Origin of the sequence: Synechococcus sp. CC9605 (assembly GCF_000012625.1) — a bacterium.
Taxonomy (GTDB): domain Bacteria; phylum Cyanobacteriota; class Cyanobacteriia; order PCC-6307; family Cyanobiaceae; genus Parasynechococcus.
The window spans coordinates 2,090,069-2,105,682 of sequence record NC_007516.1 but is presented as its reverse complement, the minus strand read 5'-3'; the positions used below and the strand labels follow the sequence as shown (position 1 = coordinate 2,105,682).

Here is a 15,614-nt window from a genome sequence, read left to right as displayed (position 1 = left end):
CGAGCTGATGGCTGAGTCGAAAACCGAGGTGAATAAGCACCAATCCTTCAGTGGCACGCGTGTGTTGATTGCAGTGGCCATCGGTGCCGGTCTTGGTTTGGGGGTGGCCTATTTCCTCAAGGTGCTGATCGACAACAGTCCTGCCGAGATCGCAGTCGGTCGACTGCGCCTCTTCTATCTAATGGTGTTCACATCGGGAGGCCTCGGCGGCTTCGCCATCGAGACGATGCGTCAGTTGCAGGAGGAAGCAACCGATCCTGCCTATCGACATAACAATTCCAACCGAGGCAAGCGTCGCTGAGTACGACTAATAAACCTCGATGTTCACTAGTGATTTGAATAATGCCGGGTTGTATTCGACAAGCTGTTTGTAAAATTTGCGGGCTGATCTGTTGTTCTTGAATCTGATGAAACCGGTTCTGGTTTCATTCCCTTCCAGGAATGAGATGGCGAAATCAATATCACCTGTTTTTTTGAAGAAGCGGATGAATTCACGGCGCCGGCTGTCATAGAGGTCAATACTTTTGACTTCGTCTCTGTCAAGAACCACGAGTTCTGATGGAAAGTTGATGATCAGTCGGTTGCCGTTGATTTGCGGATGACATGTCGCATAGGCATTGGAGATTGTGCAAAGTGCTTCCACTTTGAAGCTGCCTGCGGCTGAATCCGGCATGTTTGCCATGACCGGTACGAGAGTTGCACCGATGGTTGTGAGAGCTAAAGCGATGCTTGAAAGGCGCATGACAATCCTTACTACAATTGTGTGATATTTTATCGCGAGCTTATATCAGTGTTTTGAAGGGCTTCGCCGCGACTCTCTCTTTACTTGCTATGTCTTCAGCGGCAGCTGCTCCCGCTGGGGCGGTTTATGCAAATTCTGCAAGTTTCTCGAGTTCTTTCGTGGCGCCTCAGCAGCTAGCTCAGGTGCCTGGATCGGAGAGAAACACACGCTCCAATGACACAGCCGCCCCTGTTCAGCCTTCCGCAAGTGCAGAGGATGCACTCCGCAGCATTCGCTTCATCACGAGGGCAAAATTCGTTGTGATGCCTGTTTTTGATAAGTCAGGTTCTTCGATGCAGTACGGATCTGCAGGTGGCTCAATGAGCACCACCAACGAATTTGCAACCGAAGTTTTGAATGATTCGATTCGTGAAGCTGGCGCGACTACGATTTCCTGGTTCAAGGTGAATGCCGCCATGAACAAGAAATTTGGTCAGACAGGTCTTAATCGGGCAGACCTTACCAATGACTCTTTCATTCCCGAGTTGATGGAAGTTGGTAAAACTCTTGGGGCTCGATATATCATTCGTCCTGTCATTTTGAACCAGACGGATAGCTCTAGTACTGAGACGAGAGCAAATCCTGCTGCGTTTGTTCCGGTGGTGGGAATGTTTGCGCGTTCTACGAAGACGAAGACAAAGTCAAGTGCAACAGTGACGTTGAAGATCGACATCATCAGCATCAAGGAAGAAGATATTATTGGTGCCAAGCGCTTTGAAGGCGCGGTTAGAGACGAGAAGACCTCTTCTGGTTACTCCTACTCTTATGGAGCAACTTCTTCGACCGGCGGTATGTCTGCCATGGCGAAGGGTGCGTTATATGACGCGATCTTCCAGGCTGTAGACTTTATTTCGGATAAAGTTGACTGATTTTCGTAGAGTAATGGTTTCATCAATGGGGCCGGATGGGCCCCTTTTTTTAATTGATTTCCGCTGATGAGGCCTTGCGTCTTAGGGCGGCGAGCATCGGGTTGACGTATTGCGAATCGCTGAAGTTCACAATCATGTTCTGCTTGTCTCCAAAGTCGTCTCTGTAGTTGATGCTGAAGACGTGGCGATGAACAGCTTTCTTGAACAGAAGCCCTATGATATCGATCCGAGCCGCCAGCTCTGTATCCATCTTGAGCTTGGTTGAGTCGGTGTAATTCCAGGCTTGGATATTGCTGTATTTGATTTTGGTTGCTCTGCCCGTGTCAAATCTGGCTGACATGGATCTGCGCAAGAAACTCACGTTGCATTGCTCTTCGAGTTCAATTTGCGAAACGCAGTTGGCGTTGAAATAAAACTGCTGCGATTGTGCAACATTCGCATTTATAGAAAATGCTAGAGCGATTGCTGGTGATTTTTTGAGTAAAGATTTCATTTGACGATAGTTATTTGTGGATTGTATATCGATGCGGTCTTTTCTATCGTTGTATCGATCCTTCCTATGATGTCTTTGGGTTGGTTGGCGCTGAATTTCGTTTTTCTTTTCAGATCGACGCCTCCCTCTGGCCAGGGAAGGCGTCCTTCTTGCATCGTCACAGCCTGATGGGCTCAGGTGATCACGGTTGGGCGATCCATACCCGTGCGCTGCCTGATCTCTGCCAGGTCGTTGATGGCACTGATCATCTCGGCCAGGGCGATCTGGGGATCCTGGTTGAGATCGCCACTGTTGGGCACATAGCTCTCCAGGTAGATCCGAATCGTGGCGCCCTTGGTGCCTGTTCCGGAGAGACGCACCACCACTCGGCTGCCGTCGTCCAAAAGGATGCGCAAACCCTGGCCCGTTGTCACAGAACCATCAACCGGATCGGTGTAGCTGAAGTTGTCAGCTGTGCTGATTTTGCGTCCGGCAAAGGCTTGGCCTACCAGGCTCGGCAGCATGGATTCGAGGCGGTCGTAGAGATCATGGGCGGCATCACTTGCGACGGCCTCGTAGTCGTGACGCGAGTAGTAGTGGCGTCCGAAGCGCTTCCAGTGCTCTTCCATGATCTCGGCCACGCTGCAGCGGCGTTCTGCCAGGATCTGAAGCCAGAACAGCACGGCCCAGAGACCGTCTTTTTCGCGCACGTGGTTGCTCCCGGTGCCGAAGCTCTCCTCACCGCAGAGGGTGATCTTGCCGGCATCCAGCAGGTTGCCGAAGAATTTCCAACCCGTTGGGGTTTCGAAGCAGTCAATCCCCAGTTCCTTGGCCACCACATCCACCGCAGCACTGGTGGGCATCGAGCGGGCCACACCTGTCAGGCCGTTGGCGTAAGCCGGAACCATCGTGGCGTTGGCGGTGAGCACAGCAAGGCTGTCACTGGGATTCACAAAGCAGCGCTGGCCCAGGATCATGTTGCGATCGCCATCGCCGTCGCAGGCTGCTCCGAAGCGGTAGTCGTCACCCTCGAGCAGCAATTCAGCCAGGTCGTGGGCGTAGGTGAGGTTGGGGTCGGGGTGACCGTTGCCGAAGTCTTCCAAAGGTGTGCCGTTCCGCACGCTCCCCGCCGGTGCACCCAAAAGCTCCTCGAACAAGCGGGTGGCGTAGGGCCCGGTGACGGCATGCATGGCATCAAAGGCCAGCGGGAAATCGTTGCGGATCAGATCGCGGATCTGATCGAAGTTGAACAGCTCCTGCATCAGGGCCACAAAATCCTCGACGCCGTCGATCACCTCCACCTGCATCGCGCCGATGCTGTGCAGACCAGGGGCATCCAGAGGGATGACTGGCGCCTCAACAATCGTGTACTGCTCCAGGGTCTTGGTGCACTCAAACACCGCATCGGTGAAGGAGGCAGGGGTAGGCCCACCGTTGGCGCCGTTGACCTTTACGCCGAAGTCACCGTTCTCACCACCGGGGTTGTGGCTGGCGGACAGGATGATGCCGCCGATGGCTTTGCGCTGCCGGATCAGGTTGGAGGCGGCAGGTGTCGAGAGGACGCCGCCGGTGGTGACGATCACCTTGCTGAGGCCATGGGCCGCGCCCATCCGCAGAATCACATCGATGGCCCGGCGGTTGCCGTAACGGCCGTCTCCTCCAAGAACCAGGGTGCCGCCCTGCACACCCGGAAGTGTGCGGAGCGATGCTTCGATGAAACTCTCGAGGTAATGGGGCTCCTCGAACTGGCGACTGCTCTTGCGTAGGCCGGAGGTCCCAGGCTTCTGGTCGCTGAATGGAGCGTCCAGGTGCACCTGGCGTTGGGTCGGTTGCGCAGGGGCCGAGGCGGTCATCACGACGGTTGGGGGGTGTATGGGAAACCTAAACATGGAAATCCGTTTGCGAGGCGTCAGGCGCGACCAGTTGTCGCCGCTACCCTTTGGCCCGCATCAGGTCCGTCGACCATGCATCGCTCTTTGCTGCTCTGGATCGTCGCAATGGCTTGCACGACGTCGTCCGTTGGCGCATCGCAGAGCTGGAAACGGTCCCTCCCTTTGCAAGAAGCCTCTCAGCAAGCCGTGACTGCGGCCAATGCTGTAATCAATCAGTCAGGTTCGGAAGAATGCCTGCGCGGCAAGTTTTCCAATGCCATTTTGAGGTTGTCCAACAGTTGTGATGTTTCCGGCTATTCCTCAACGGAGTGTGAGTTGGCCTCAAAAATTGCTGGTCAGGAAAGCAAACTCAGCATGAGCGACATGATCGCTACATCCGAGACCTTGCTTGATTTACTTGGTGATTCAGCAACATCCAACTGATTGCCTCTGTATCTTCGATCGAGGTCACCCATCCCGGTTCAAAGCCCCTCGACGCGGATCAACTCTGTCTTCTGGAAACGTTCCGCGGAAAGGTTGATTTCAGAATCAGCAGCCACGGACTGACTGCTGCCGATGCGCAGATGTTCGTGGACGAGATCAAGAAACACCCCGACGTGAGCGTGGCGTTCATGGATGCCGTTCGCGGCGAGGTTGCCACCCTGATGCAGGGCCAACGGTTCAGCTTCGACTTTGATTGAGGCTCAGCCAAGGCTCATGCCTGACGCGACTGGGGTTTCTCTTTCTTGATCACTGGTTCGGCGCACACCTTGGGGATGCGCCGGGCTGTCGTGGTGATGCTGTCTTTTCGCCGGAAGTCGTTGGTGTTGGCAACCTTGGCTTGATCCATCAACGTCCACAGCACGTCTTTGCAGAGCCCCGGCAACCTGGAGTGATCCATCAAAGGATCTGCGAGCTGACGAACCCTCGCGCACACTTCCGTTGCGTTGTCGCGAGAACATGCATAGGCAGCATGTTCAATGCTGCGCAATTGATCTTTGCTGGGCCAGGGCTCGTAGGGCTCAGCTGCCATTGCCGGACTAGCAATGGCGAGCAGCAGCAGGACGCGTGTGAACTTGGATGTCATGGGAGCATTCTGGCGTGCTTCTGAGCAACTGAAGCCAATATTTACTGACGGTAGGTCAAGAAAGTATTTGATCATGGATTGAATGTTCAAGTCTTTTCTGCATTTTCTTTCTTTGCGCGAAATTTTCATTGTGCCTGTTGATAACGGTTGATCGCTGTTTGTTGGATGATTGCGTGGTTTGATTGCCCTGGGATGTCTTGATGTGATTGGATCCGCCGTAAACGGCTAAAATGGTTTGTAAGCCCAGAATTGATACATGCTTTGAAAAGTTGTGGGATTGTTGTTTTCGAATTCTCCCCAATTGCTCAGTGATGTTCCATTGGTGTCCTCTGGAAAAGAACGGTGGTATGCCATCTTGATTGCTGCTGGCACCATGAAGCCGCAAAATTCCAGATTTTCAGCCTCTAAAAGTTTTTGCAGGCTCTCTGTGGTGAATTGATGCTCTTGAACATGAAAGCAAAGATCGCGGCATTCGGAGAGCGAATAGAAGTCATTCACAAGGATCGATAAGTTTTTCAGTTCGTGCTGATCATCGTTGAATATTCGTCTGCGAAAATCTCTGATTTCCTCTGGCGTGCTTTTAATGCCCAGGCTCTTGATCAGCTCTCGTGCTGCTGTCACGTTCTGTCTGGCAAGTTTACTGTATAAGCCAATCTTTATGTAGCCACCTGGCTTCAGTTTGCTGTTGAGCGCTGCCAGCCCTCTGGCAGGATCTTGCATGTGATGCAGAACGCCGCTGCACTCAATAACGTCGTAGCTATTTGGAAGCGATTTTGCATCAAGAATGTCAAGTTGCTGGAGCTGAACGTTCTGCATCTTGTAGCCTTGCGTTTTTCTGGCTGCATACGACAGGCTGTTCTTGCTGATGTCTATGGCAGTGATTTGCGCATTTTTGTAGCGGCTGGCGTTGATCACTTGGTTTCCAGTTCCGCATCCGGCAATCAGGATCTTCGGCCTGGAGTTGGGTGCCAGGAGTTCATGGTTGAACGAGGGATTGGCAATGGTTGTTTCTAAGGAGATGAATTCAGCTGTTGGTTTTGCGAAATGGGGATGGGTGTGGTCTGCATGTTTGTATTGAGGGTATGGATTTTCCTCGTACATCTTCTGGACTGCAAGTGAGATTTTGTCCGTTATTTCGTTACTGCTATTGAGTCGGGCTTTGATGCTCTTCTCTGTTTCGACGTCGTTGTATTGGGTGTCGATGAAGGCCTTGCTCTCGTCGCTATTGATGGGGTACTTGTTGATGTCTTCTCGACTGGCGATGTCATAGATGGGTGTGTAGCAGCCTATAATGGGCAAATATTTCCTGAAAGCTGATCTGCTTTCCTTGATTTTTTTGATCAGATTTTTGACCCATTGTTGTTCTTCGTTTGATTGCCAATAAACGTATTCATTCAGAAAGCATTGTGTTGCCAGTGCCTCCAGGAGTGGTTTCAGCTTGGGAGGTATTGTGACGTCGCTCTTGGCTTGAACCAGGAAATCTTTTCTTAGCCGAGTGAGGAACTCCTCGATTTTTTGGTGGGGTGGGATTAGTAATGTCAGTGACTTTCTGAATCTCAAGTCTGATGCCAGGCGATAAAAAGTCTGGTTGTTGTCTGAGATGATGTTGTCTGCTTTGGTGGCTGTTTCGATGTCGTTCAAGTAATCTTGTATGAACAATTGACATATTTTCCGGTGAGAAAGGTCATTGCAATTAAGCAGTAATTCATAGGCTTTTCTGGCGCAGTCCCCGTTGAATGCATTGATGTTGATGTCGCTGGCCAGGCTTTTTAAATTTTGCAGCGCTTTGATGTTCCCTTCGTCCAACTCGATCGCTTTGACGGTGGCTGTTAGGGCTTCATCTGTTTCTCCAAGGTCTCGGTAAATACTGCCCAGATTCATCTGGAAAGTTGATGATTCGTGGTCAAGATCGAGCGATTTCAATGTGAATTGAAGTGCTTGATCAAGCTTGCCGATGTCTCGGTATAAATTGCCGATGTTGCTGTAGATCTGGGGGTCGTCCGGCTGGAAAGCTAAGGCTTGTTCGTAGTGTTGAAGGGATTCTTTGATTCTGCCGCTGTTCTTGCATAGGATTGCAAGATTGCAAAATACTGCAGGATCGGATGTTCCCGCAGCGATCATTTTTTTATAAATCGACTCGGCTTCTCGTAGTCGACCTGTCTTGTGAGAATAAATGGCTTGGTTGAACCATTTCTGGAAGTTCAGTTGCGGCTTTTTCGCCGATTTGCTCGTTTTTCCATGCGCTTCCCCTCCAAATCCAGCCACTTCATTTCTCTTCGCTTGTTTGAGTTTAGAGCGAAGCCAGTGCTCTTCATCATCTCAGTACCCCGTCCCCGCATCGAATCTTTTGACGATCGAGTTTTCGTTGGATGTGCGGTGTGATGCCCATTTCAGCCGTGTCCCAAAGGCGATCCATCTCACGGTTGAAGTGTTTGGCGAGTTGGGGTGAGTGGATCGCTAGCAGGGTTTCGTCGTTGGTGTGTGCAGCAGAGGGCGACCAGTTGAAGGATCCTGTGATCACGGTTTTGTTGTCGATCACGGCGAACTTGTGGTGGAGCTTGTCGCCGCGGGCGAGGCGAGGGGTGCCGATCCCTTTCAGGCCCTGCTCCAGCGGGCGATTGCCAGCTTCCACCTTGCAGGTGTGATCTGGAAGGGTGACCCCCAGTAGATCGAGCACTTCTGAGAACGGGCGGCTTGCAAACCCCGGATCCGCAACCAGTCTGATCTCAACGCCTTGCTTCATTTGCTCCCGCAGCGCGTTGGTGAGTTGCTGTGCTGAGAACACAAATAGTGCCATATCAATGCTCTTTTTTGCGGCTTTCAATTGCTCTGCCAATAGGTTTAGCCCGTGATTCCGATCTTTCTTGGGATGGGGTGAAAAAAGCACATCCACGCGGATGTCCCCCATCTGCACGGTTTGCACGCTTCCCTTTGCTTTCTGCAGACCAAAACGACTGTCCTGCGCGCCACCTGGGCCATCCCCTCACATCTGGGCGAATTCCTGGCGGAATACCAAGGCCAGCTCAGGGCTGTTGATCTGCAGCAGGTGATTCACATTGCCGCGGCTGGAGGGCCGGTCCGCATCACCGTGGAGGCCGGAACTGGTGAGATTGGCGCTGCCTGTAATCACTGTTGTTTGGTCGATTACCAGAAACTTGTGGTGCATCAAGCCGCTGCCGCTGCTCCCGTCTTCGGTGTCGTCAATCAGTGGAATGTTTGCCGCTTGGAGTAGCGCAATGGCATCCCCGAGGAAGGCTTCCTCTGAACTTGTTCTGCCATCTCCATTGCTGTCGGCCAGTTTGTTCAACTGATGCCAGCGTTGCCTGCCTCGCTGGTTCAATCGGCTGGGCCGGAGTTGGCTCCAGGCCTGGCTGTAGTTGTTCTCCAGCACCACGGCAACGTCAACGCCTCGCTGTTGTGCAGCGATCAGCGCTTAGGCAACCTTCGGAAGATTGAGTTCTTGAACCGCCACCAGCACCTCCTCGTTGGCGCCATCAATGGCGTCAATCAGCCATGCCTCCATGTCGTCACCATTGCGCCAGTCCCCTGTGAGGGGTGATCGGTAGTGCGATCTGGCGTTGTGGTTGAAGACCACATCGATCTGTTCGGGCATCGCCGGTTCTGCCGGAGCCATTCCCACGACCGAACCAGCCTGGCTGCAGCCACCACACACAAGAGCCGCTGCCGCCCATCCCAGTGTGTTCTTCAGCATCGAGACCAAGACCTTGCCTTGATCAGAGTTCCCCGATCTTCAGTGGGGCATCTCCGCGGTCTTCAGCATCGCCACAAACCAGAGTCCACTCAGCACGAGGGCGACGCCCACTCCGGCTCCAATGCCCACCCGTGCCATCACCAAGGGCACGACCAATGGAAAAACCATCGCCCCCGCAAGAGGAGTGATGGCCACGAACCAGCGCAGAGACGCTGGTGCTTTCGGATCAGAAGGGTTCAGAACCACTCGGCGCGGGCTTCGCTTGCAGGGTTGCTGTTGTCTTCGGGCGTCTGGCGCTCAAAGTTGAGCGTGATGTTGCGCTTTTGCTCTCCATCGGAAGCGGTGGCTTCGATGCCGTACATCTGCTGGCCATCGCGGAAGGGCACTTGAATCCGGAAGGTGCCATCGGTGGAAAGAGGCACTTCTTCTCCACCGATGGTGAGACGGGCCGAAGGGTCGGTGGCGCCGTAGACGATCAGTTCTGCGTCAGCCACCAGCCAGAAGGATCGTTGGCGAGGAGCTACGCCACCAATGCCCGACTCGTTGCGGCCGCTGGCCCAGAGTCCAGCACCTGAGTCGTTCAAGCCGGACGTGTCAGCCGAAGTGTCGAAGCCTTCTTGGAATTCTTCAGAGCCAACCCGACGTCTCCGGTAGTGAACCGTGGCGCTTTGGTAGAGCCGCTCATGCAGACCACTGTTGCTGGATTCAATCGGTGCGACGGGAGTTGCAACCGGTTCGGCCGGGGCTGCATCGAGGCTGAAGGGCACGAACTGATCAAGGATCTGCTCGCTTGGGTGGAGAGCGGGAACGCGGGCCACTGAAGAGAAGGCCAACGACATCCAGTTGGAGCCGATGCGGTAGCCCAGTTCCACCCGATAATCCCGGTCGCAGAGAGGCACTGGCAAGTACCACTCGGTGCTGTGGCTGTCGACGGGCACTTCCTGCAGCGTATGGGGATGGGCGTTGCCGTCCTGCATCCCGGTCACGTCTGCCAGGCGTAGGCAGAGCCGGCTGGCGCCATCTTTCTGGGCCACCTTCCGGTCGGTGTCCGAAATCTCCCAGAACACATAGGCCCACTGGGGATCACGCGGCAGGAACACCACGCGGGTCTCGCTGCTGCCGATAGGTGGTGCGTTGAGCTCAGCCTCGATGGCCTTCAGGTCTCCACCGCGCTTCTGCTGACGCTTTGCAACCTCGTCGACCAAGGTCTCCTTGCTTTTGCGGCTGTAGAGCGGCACCCCTAAGTCGCTGGCGATCTGACGCAGTTGACGAAGGGTGAGACGTGCCAGTGATGACAGGGTTTGGGACACGTCTAAAAACTCCAGGTTTCGTTTGGGATCATTGTGATCCGAAAAATTCCTTTTCGATGCGTTAGGGGACCAAGGGTCAGTGGATGCTGACCACTGGATCAACTTCGATCCCGGGGATCACAGTCAGACACACAAAAAAAGCGGAGCCGAAGCCCCGCTTTTCTCAACAAGTTTGGTGCTGGGATCAGCGGCCGATGGTGCGATAAGGCACCTTGGTTAGGTAGTCCATATCGGCGCTGGTGCTTGGGCCGACTCGGCGGGGATTGCCGATTTCGCTCACCCAGGCCATGTAGTCCTGCGGAGACCCACCCTTTTTGATCTTCGCGCGCTCCGGAAGCCTCTTGGCAGGCCCGCCTGTAAAAACGAGTTGGGGGAAGCCAAGAATGTTCCGGTAGTACTCGTCGTAGCGGGGGGTGGTGATGTTGAAGGGAGTGTCACCGAGCTCTCGGCCGGGTAGAACGCGGTTCCGCTGGTAGGGAACCGTGTCGTAACCGAAGGCGTCGAGGTACTCGGTGCTGTCGAGCAACACATCGACGAGGCCTTCCAAGCCTTTGGTCGCAATCACGATCGACCAGGAGAGCTCTTCACCCTTGCCGTTCACTTTGCGGCCAAGGATCCTCTCGCACAGGTGACGGACAACTTTGTAATTGCTGTTGAATCCGTAGAAGGTGCGCTTGAAGGTGTCGGAGAGCAGCAGACCGCGAATGAAATCGCGAACGGTGATCTGGCCATCCTTCAGCTGGGACTCAAGGTTGACGTCCCGATCAGTTTTGAAGGCGTGGAAGAAGATCTGCCGATAGCCGGCTTCGACGACGGTGTCGAAATTGTCGCGATCGTCTGCGATTTCCAGGGAGTAAGCCCGGGATCCCTCGTCGGAGCCGACACGAAGGTTCGGAACACCTGACCTCAGAGAGTTCTGAGTAATCGGTGCGTACTCCAGAAGAGGAATGGCCACGCGAGCTACAGCATCCACTGGGAGCGATCGTAGAAGTGCTCGGTCTTGCCCCCTTCAGCTGCTGTTGCAGCGATTACATGCCGTAATACTTTCTCTAGGTACTTCTGCTTACCAGCCGAAGGGGGCAAGGGCGGCTCCGCTTGAAGCCCTCGCCGGGCTGGGCTGATCAATATCGTCCAGCTGCCGGGTTTCGATGCAGAAGGAGGCGTTGTTGGAGAGCCCCTGCACCGTGCTGGTGCGCAGCCGCACGTTCTCGCTGGCGAACCAGAAGCGCTCCAGGGAGCTCATCATTTCGTAGTCGGTCGTGAGGATCAGGCCGTTTTCGTCGTCCATGCGGAACTGGCCCGCCACCGGTGCTTTTTCGGCATAACCGCGATCCCGCAGCAGCAGTCCCCGTCGACCCGTTTCGTCTTTGGGGATCAGTCCGAACATGGTCTGGTCTTCATGAGATTCACCGGCCCGATCCCAGGCCATCGATCCGCTCCAGCGCACCCAGCACCCCCCCACGATCTGCTCAACGCTGGCGTTGTTGCGTTCGGCGATCTCCGCAAGGCGTTCGTCGCCCTTGAGCAGTTCCTCCACAACGATGAAGGAGGCGCCGGCTTCGGCGCGGCGATGCAGCAGGTGGTGCTGACTGCGTTGTGAGGTCCAGCGGCCACAGCTCAGACGAAAGAAGCTGAGGGCGTCCGAGATCTCAAGCATCACCGGCGTTGAGGAAGTGAGTTGATGATGGCAGCCCGACCTAGTCACCCACGACAGCCGTGTCACCCACGACAGCCGTGTCAGCCACGGCAGCGGGCTTCGGCGGCGCTGATCAGATCGTCGAGGGTCAGCGCCAATGGAGGCTTGCCCAGTTCAAGCGCCAGTTGATCCAGCTGGTCGGCGGCAGCGTTGAGTTGCAGCAGCAAGGTGTGGAGGAATGCCGGATCGTCAGCGACCACGGGTTGTTGCTGGCACCAGCGCCGCCGTTGGTTTTCGTCGGGGATCGCTTTAGTGCTCCCGGGAGCAGCCATGGCTTGAAAGCTGTCAAGGCAATGGCTCAGCACTCGCAGGTGATGGCGATCCAGCTGGGGCAGCAGGGTTGAGTCGATGCGTTCAATCGCGGCTCTGTCGATGGCCATCAGCCCTGCGCCAACGGGGTGATGCGGAACCCGCAGGCGTGCCCCCCCTCGAGCCGCCAATGCACCCGTTCCACCCGGCAGTCCGGCACGGTGCGGCGAATCAGCAGCAATTCCTGGTCGCAGACCGCAGGAAATTCTTCGGCAATGCGCTGCACGGAGCAGTGGGCTTCCTCGAGCCGCCAGCTGATGCCGTCGTCGTCCCGGTTGCAGACCGTCACGTAGCCCTCGTCGCGGCGCAGCCGTGCCAGGTGTTCGAGTCGAGCTTCCAGGGAGGCTTCGCCGAGGCTTTGCCGGTACTGGCTGGCCTTTGACTCCGCCTGCTGATTCAGCAGCTGGCGCACGGTTGCTTCGGGGAGATGGCTGCGCATCGAATTCAGCAGGCCGAGGGCGAAGCGGCCGCTGCCATCGGGGAACTGGGCCCGTCCTTCGTCGGTGAGGCACCAGCGGTTGCTGGGACGACCCGGACCGCTGGCATTGCTGCTGGCGCGGACCAGGCCGCTGTCGGCAAGGGAGCGCAGGTGCCGCCGCATGGCCTGCACGGAAATGCCTACGGCCCCGGCGAGGGTGCCAGCGTCCTCCTCCCCGCGCTCCAGCAGCAGGGAGAGCACGGCGTCGCGGGTGTTGGCGGGGGCCGAGGCGCTCATGGGGAGGCGAAACCTCCCCACACGATGCCACCGAATTGCCTCGGCGTGTCGGCCGTGTTGAGGGTCACAATGGGGAGCCCGCTGACCGGAGGCCTGTTGGCCTAGGCTTTCAGTAAGGAAACCGCGGGGTTTCGTAATTCGCCGCTCCCTCCACCTAAATGTCCGACGCCCCTCAAGAGCCGACAGCAGAAAGCCTGGAGGTCATCCGCAAGTTCGCTGAAACTTACGCGCAGCGCACCGGCACTTATTTCTGTGCAGACTCCAGCGTCACGGCTGTTGTTCTGAAGGGTCTGGCGCGTCACAAAGACGATCTGGGCGGTGCGCTGTGCCCTTGTCGCCATTACGAAGACAAGGAGGCCGAGGTCTCGCAGGCCTTCTGGAACTGCCCCTGCGTTCCGATGCGCGAGCGAAAGGAATGCCACTGCATGCTCTTCCTCACCGAGGACAACCCCTTCGCTTGCCCTGAGAAGACGCAGACCATCACCACCGAAACGATCAACGCCACCGCCGGCTGAGCTGAATGACCAGTACCTCCACACGGGATCTCGTCAGCCAGCCGTACAAGTACGGCTTCGTCACCGAGATTGAGACCGACAAAATCGCCAAGGGTCTCAGTGAAGAGGTCGTTCGCCTGATCTCGGCCAAGAAAGAGGAGCCAGATTTCCTGCTGCAGTTCCGGCTCAAGGCGTTTCGCCACTGGCTCACCCTCGAAGAACCCGACTGGGCTGCTCTGGGTTATCCCAAGATCGATTACCAAGACATCATTTATTACGCGGCTCCCAAGCAGCAGGAGAAGAAGGCCAGCCTCGATGAAGTGGATCCGAAGCTGTTGGAAACCTTCGACAAGCTCGGCATCCCGCTGAGTGAGCAGAAGCGCCTCAGCAACGTGGCCGTGGATGCTGTATTCGACAGCGTTTCGATTGCCACCACCTACAAGGAGAAGTTGGCGGAACACGGGGTGGTGTTCTGCTCCTTCAGCGAAGCGGTCAAAGAGCATCCCGAGCTGATTGAGCGCTACCTCGGCACTGTTGTTTCCAGCAACGACAACTATTTCGCCGCCCTGAACTCAGCGGTGTTCAGTGACGGATCCTTCGTCTTCATTCCGAAGAGCGTCGAGTGCCCGATGGAGCTCTCCACCTACTTCCGGATCAATTCCGGCGACACCGGACAGTTCGAGCGCACCTTGATCGTGGCCGAAGAAGGTGCGTCCGTGAGTTACCTCGAGGGCTGCACGGCTCCGATGTTCGACACCAACCAGCTGCATGCGGCGGTGGTGGAACTTGTGGCTCTCGACGATGCCTCAATCAAGTATTCCACGGTTCAGAACTGGTACGCCGGTGATGAAAACGGCGTCGGCGGGATCTACAACTTCGTGACCAAACGAGGCCAGTGCCGCGGTGATCGCAGCCGCATCAGCTGGACCCAGGTGGAGACCGGTTCTGCCATCACCTGGAAGTACCCCAGTTGCGTGCTCCAGGGTGCTGATTCGGTGGGTGAGTTCTATTCCGTGGCCCTCACCAACAACTGCCAGCAGGCCGACACCGGCACCAAGATGGTTCATGTCGGACCGCGCACCCGCTCCACGATTGTGAGCAAGGGCATCAGTGCAGGCCGCTCCAGCAATAGCTACCGCGGTCTTGTGCAGATGGGGCCTAATGCCAAGGGTGCCCGCAACTACAGCCAGTGCGATTCGATGCTGATCGGCGATCAAGCTGCTGCGAACACCTATCCCTACATCCGTTCGCAGCAGCCGCAGGCGGCCATTGAGCACGAGGCCAGCACCTGTCGCATCTCCGAAGACCAGCTTTTCTACCTGCAGAGCCGTGGCATCGGGTTTGAAGAGGCCGTTTCGATGATGGTCAGCGGCTTCTGCCGCGACGTCTTCAATCAGCTGCCGATGGAGTTCGCCGCTGAGGCCGACAAATTGCTGGCCCTCAAACTTGAGGGGTCCGTGGGCTGATCCCCTCCCCCACCTTGTCTCTGTTTTTTAACGACGCCTTCCGTGATTCGCCCTGACGCTGAGCTGCTGCTCGATATCCAAGACCTGCATGCCTCCGTTGAGGACAAGCCCATCCTCAAGGGGGTGAATCTACAGGTGAGGGCTGGTGAGGTCCATGCCGTGATGGGTCGCAACGGCAGTGGCAAGAGCACGCTTTCCAAGGTTTTGGCCGGGCATCCGGCCTACCGGGTCACGGGCGGCACAGTTCGTTATCGCGGCCAGGGTCTGTTTGAGCTGGAACCTGAAGAGCGGGCCCGTCTGGGGGTGTTCCTCGGATTTCAGTACCCCGTTGAAATCCCTGGCGTCAGCAACCTGGAATTCCTGCGGGTGTCTACTAATGCCCGGCGGGAAAAACAGGGGGAAGAGGAGCTCGACACCTTTGCCTTCGAGGATCACGTGAACGACAAGCTCAAGGTGGTGCAGATGGATCCTGCCTTCCTTGAGCGCAGCGTCAATGAAGGCTTCTCCGGGGGCGAGAAAAAGCGCAACGAGATTCTCCAGATGGCGCTGCTGGAGCCCGTGGTGGCGATCCTGGATGAAACCGACTCCGGCCTGGATATCGATGCCCTGCGCATCGTGGCCGGTGGTGTGAACCAGCTGGCGACGAAAGACAACGCCACGCTGCTGATCACCCACTACCAGCGTCTTCTCGATGAGATCACCCCGGACTATGTGCATGTGATGGCGGCAGGCCGGATCCTGCGCACTGGCGGACGGGAGCTGGCCCTTGAGCTGGAGCAGACTGGATATGACTGGGTCGATCAGGAGCTGGCCGCTCAAGGAGCAGCTTGAC

21 protein-coding genes are annotated in these 15,614 nt (G+C 56.2%); 6 read left to right on the top strand and 15 right to left on the bottom strand.

Features of this window, described 5'->3' with window-relative positions; genetic code table 11:
• Positions 1-7 precede the first annotated feature (7 nt).
• Entirely contained in the window at positions 8-301 is a 294-nt protein-coding gene (locus tag SYNCC9605_RS11450) for a hypothetical protein (RefSeq protein WP_011365231.1), read from the top strand.
• Between the two features lie 6 nt (positions 302-307).
• On the opposite strand, the gene SYNCC9605_RS11445 is transcribed toward SYNCC9605_RS11450, so the two are convergent.
• Entirely contained in the window at positions 308-742 is a 435-nt protein-coding gene (locus SYNCC9605_RS11445) for a hypothetical protein (RefSeq protein ID WP_011365230.1), read from the bottom strand.
• A gap of 158 nt (positions 743-900) precedes the next feature.
• Between SYNCC9605_RS11445 and SYNCC9605_RS11440 the strand changes: the two genes are divergently transcribed.
• A complete protein-coding gene (locus SYNCC9605_RS11440; RefSeq protein ID WP_156783126.1) occupies positions 901-1,650 on the top strand; it encodes a hypothetical protein in 750 nt (249 codons plus the stop codon).
• A 49-nt stretch (positions 1,651-1,699) separates the two neighbouring features.
• Here the strand turns inward: SYNCC9605_RS11440 and SYNCC9605_RS11435 are convergent, their stop codons facing one another.
• Both SYNCC9605_RS11435 and SYNCC9605_RS11430 read right to left on the bottom strand, forming a co-directional pair.
• Positions 1,700-2,143, bottom strand: coding sequence for a hypothetical protein (locus SYNCC9605_RS11435; protein ID WP_011365228.1), 444 nt, complete (start codon positions 2,141-2,143; stop codon positions 1,700-1,702).
• Positions 2,144-2,316: 173 nt separating this feature from the next.
• A complete protein-coding gene (locus SYNCC9605_RS11430; protein ID WP_011365227.1) occupies positions 2,317-3,975 on the bottom strand; it encodes an alpha-D-glucose phosphate-specific phosphoglucomutase in 1,659 nt (552 codons plus the stop codon).
• Positions 3,976-4,086: 111 nt separating this feature from the next.
• On the opposite strand from SYNCC9605_RS11430, the gene SYNCC9605_RS11425 reads away from it, so the two are divergent.
• Complete coding sequence (locus SYNCC9605_RS11425; RefSeq protein WP_011365226.1) at positions 4,087-4,437, top strand: hypothetical protein; 351 nt, start codon at positions 4,087-4,089, stop codon at positions 4,435-4,437.
• A 38-nt stretch (positions 4,438-4,475) separates the two neighbouring features.
• On the opposite strand, the gene SYNCC9605_RS14940 is transcribed toward SYNCC9605_RS11425, so the two are convergent.
• From SYNCC9605_RS14940 to SYNCC9605_RS11375, 12 genes are all read right to left on the bottom strand, one after another.
• Positions 4,476-4,670 (bottom strand): hypothetical protein, encoded by a 195-nt coding sequence (locus tag SYNCC9605_RS14940; protein ID WP_041435191.1) that lies wholly within the window; start codon positions 4,668-4,670, stop codon positions 4,476-4,478.
• A gap of 38 nt (positions 4,671-4,708) precedes the next feature.
• A complete protein-coding gene (locus SYNCC9605_RS11415) occupies positions 4,709-5,080 on the bottom strand; it encodes a hypothetical protein (RefSeq protein WP_041435190.1) in 372 nt (123 codons plus the stop codon).
• A 225-nt stretch (positions 5,081-5,305) separates the two neighbouring features.
• Positions 5,306-7,345: a methyltransferase domain-containing protein gene (locus SYNCC9605_RS11410; RefSeq protein WP_156783125.1), complete on the bottom strand. Its 2,040-nt coding sequence runs from the start codon at positions 7,343-7,345 to the stop codon at positions 5,306-5,308.
• A 49-nt stretch (positions 7,346-7,394) separates the two neighbouring features.
• Complete coding sequence (locus tag SYNCC9605_RS15735) at positions 7,395-7,988, bottom strand: phospholipase D-like domain-containing protein (RefSeq protein WP_308297695.1); 594 nt, start codon at positions 7,986-7,988, stop codon at positions 7,395-7,397.
• A 75-nt stretch (positions 7,989-8,063) separates the two neighbouring features.
• Positions 8,064-8,474: a phospholipase D-like domain-containing protein gene (locus tag SYNCC9605_RS15730; protein WP_308297694.1), complete on the bottom strand. Its 411-nt coding sequence runs from the start codon at positions 8,472-8,474 to the stop codon at positions 8,064-8,066.
• A gap of 39 nt (positions 8,475-8,513) precedes the next feature.
• Positions 8,514-8,792, bottom strand: a complete 279-nt coding sequence (locus tag SYNCC9605_RS15725) for a hypothetical protein (RefSeq protein ID WP_011365222.1) — start codon at positions 8,790-8,792, stop codon at positions 8,514-8,516.
• Positions 8,793-8,831: 39 nt separating this feature from the next.
• On the bottom strand, positions 8,832-9,038 hold the full coding sequence (locus tag SYNCC9605_RS11400) for a hypothetical protein (RefSeq protein ID WP_011365221.1): 207 nt from the start codon (positions 9,036-9,038) through the stop codon (positions 8,832-8,834).
• Positions 9,029-10,102 carry a DUF4912 domain-containing protein gene (locus tag SYNCC9605_RS11395; protein ID WP_011365220.1) on the bottom strand — a complete coding sequence of 358 codons (1,074 nt, stop codon included), beginning with the start codon at positions 10,100-10,102 and terminating at the stop codon, positions 9,029-9,031. Before SYNCC9605_RS11395 ends, SYNCC9605_RS11400 begins: the two co-directional genes overlap by 10 nt.
• 184 nt (positions 10,103-10,286) lie before the next feature.
• Complete coding sequence (locus tag SYNCC9605_RS11390; protein ID WP_011365219.1) at positions 10,287-11,075, bottom strand: phycobilisome rod-core linker polypeptide; 789 nt, start codon at positions 11,073-11,075, stop codon at positions 10,287-10,289.
• A 90-nt stretch (positions 11,076-11,165) separates the two neighbouring features.
• Entirely contained in the window at positions 11,166-11,759 is a 594-nt protein-coding gene (locus SYNCC9605_RS11385; protein ID WP_011365218.1) for a phycobiliprotein lyase, read from the bottom strand.
• A gap of 80 nt (positions 11,760-11,839) precedes the next feature.
• Positions 11,840-12,178 carry a hypothetical protein gene (locus tag SYNCC9605_RS11380; RefSeq protein ID WP_011365217.1) on the bottom strand — a complete coding sequence of 113 codons (339 nt, stop codon included), beginning with the start codon at positions 12,176-12,178 and terminating at the stop codon, positions 11,840-11,842.
• Positions 12,178-12,822 carry a helix-turn-helix transcriptional regulator gene (locus tag SYNCC9605_RS11375; protein ID WP_011365216.1) on the bottom strand — a complete coding sequence of 215 codons (645 nt, stop codon included), beginning with the start codon at positions 12,820-12,822 and terminating at the stop codon, positions 12,178-12,180. The genes SYNCC9605_RS11380 and SYNCC9605_RS11375 overlap by 1 nt, the downstream gene beginning before the upstream one ends.
• A 158-nt stretch (positions 12,823-12,980) precedes the next feature.
• On the opposite strand from SYNCC9605_RS11375, the gene SYNCC9605_RS11370 reads away from it, so the two are divergent.
• Genes SYNCC9605_RS11370 through sufC form a run of 3 tightly spaced genes read left to right on the top strand, consistent with a single transcriptional unit; the run spans position 12,981 to position 15,613 of the window.
• Entirely contained in the window at positions 12,981-13,337 is a 357-nt protein-coding gene (locus tag SYNCC9605_RS11370; RefSeq protein ID WP_011365215.1) for a ferredoxin-thioredoxin reductase catalytic domain-containing protein, read from the top strand.
• Between the two features lie 5 nt (positions 13,338-13,342).
• Positions 13,343-14,782 (top strand): Fe-S cluster assembly protein SufB, encoded by a 1,440-nt coding sequence (gene sufB / locus SYNCC9605_RS11365; protein ID WP_011365214.1) that lies wholly within the window; start codon positions 13,343-13,345, stop codon positions 14,780-14,782.
• A 42-nt stretch (positions 14,783-14,824) separates the two neighbouring features.
• Positions 14,825-15,613: a Fe-S cluster assembly ATPase SufC gene (sufC, locus tag SYNCC9605_RS11360; RefSeq protein ID WP_011365213.1), complete on the top strand. Its 789-nt coding sequence runs from the start codon at positions 14,825-14,827 to the stop codon at positions 15,611-15,613.
• The last annotated feature ends 1 nt before the right edge of the window (position 15,614 follow it).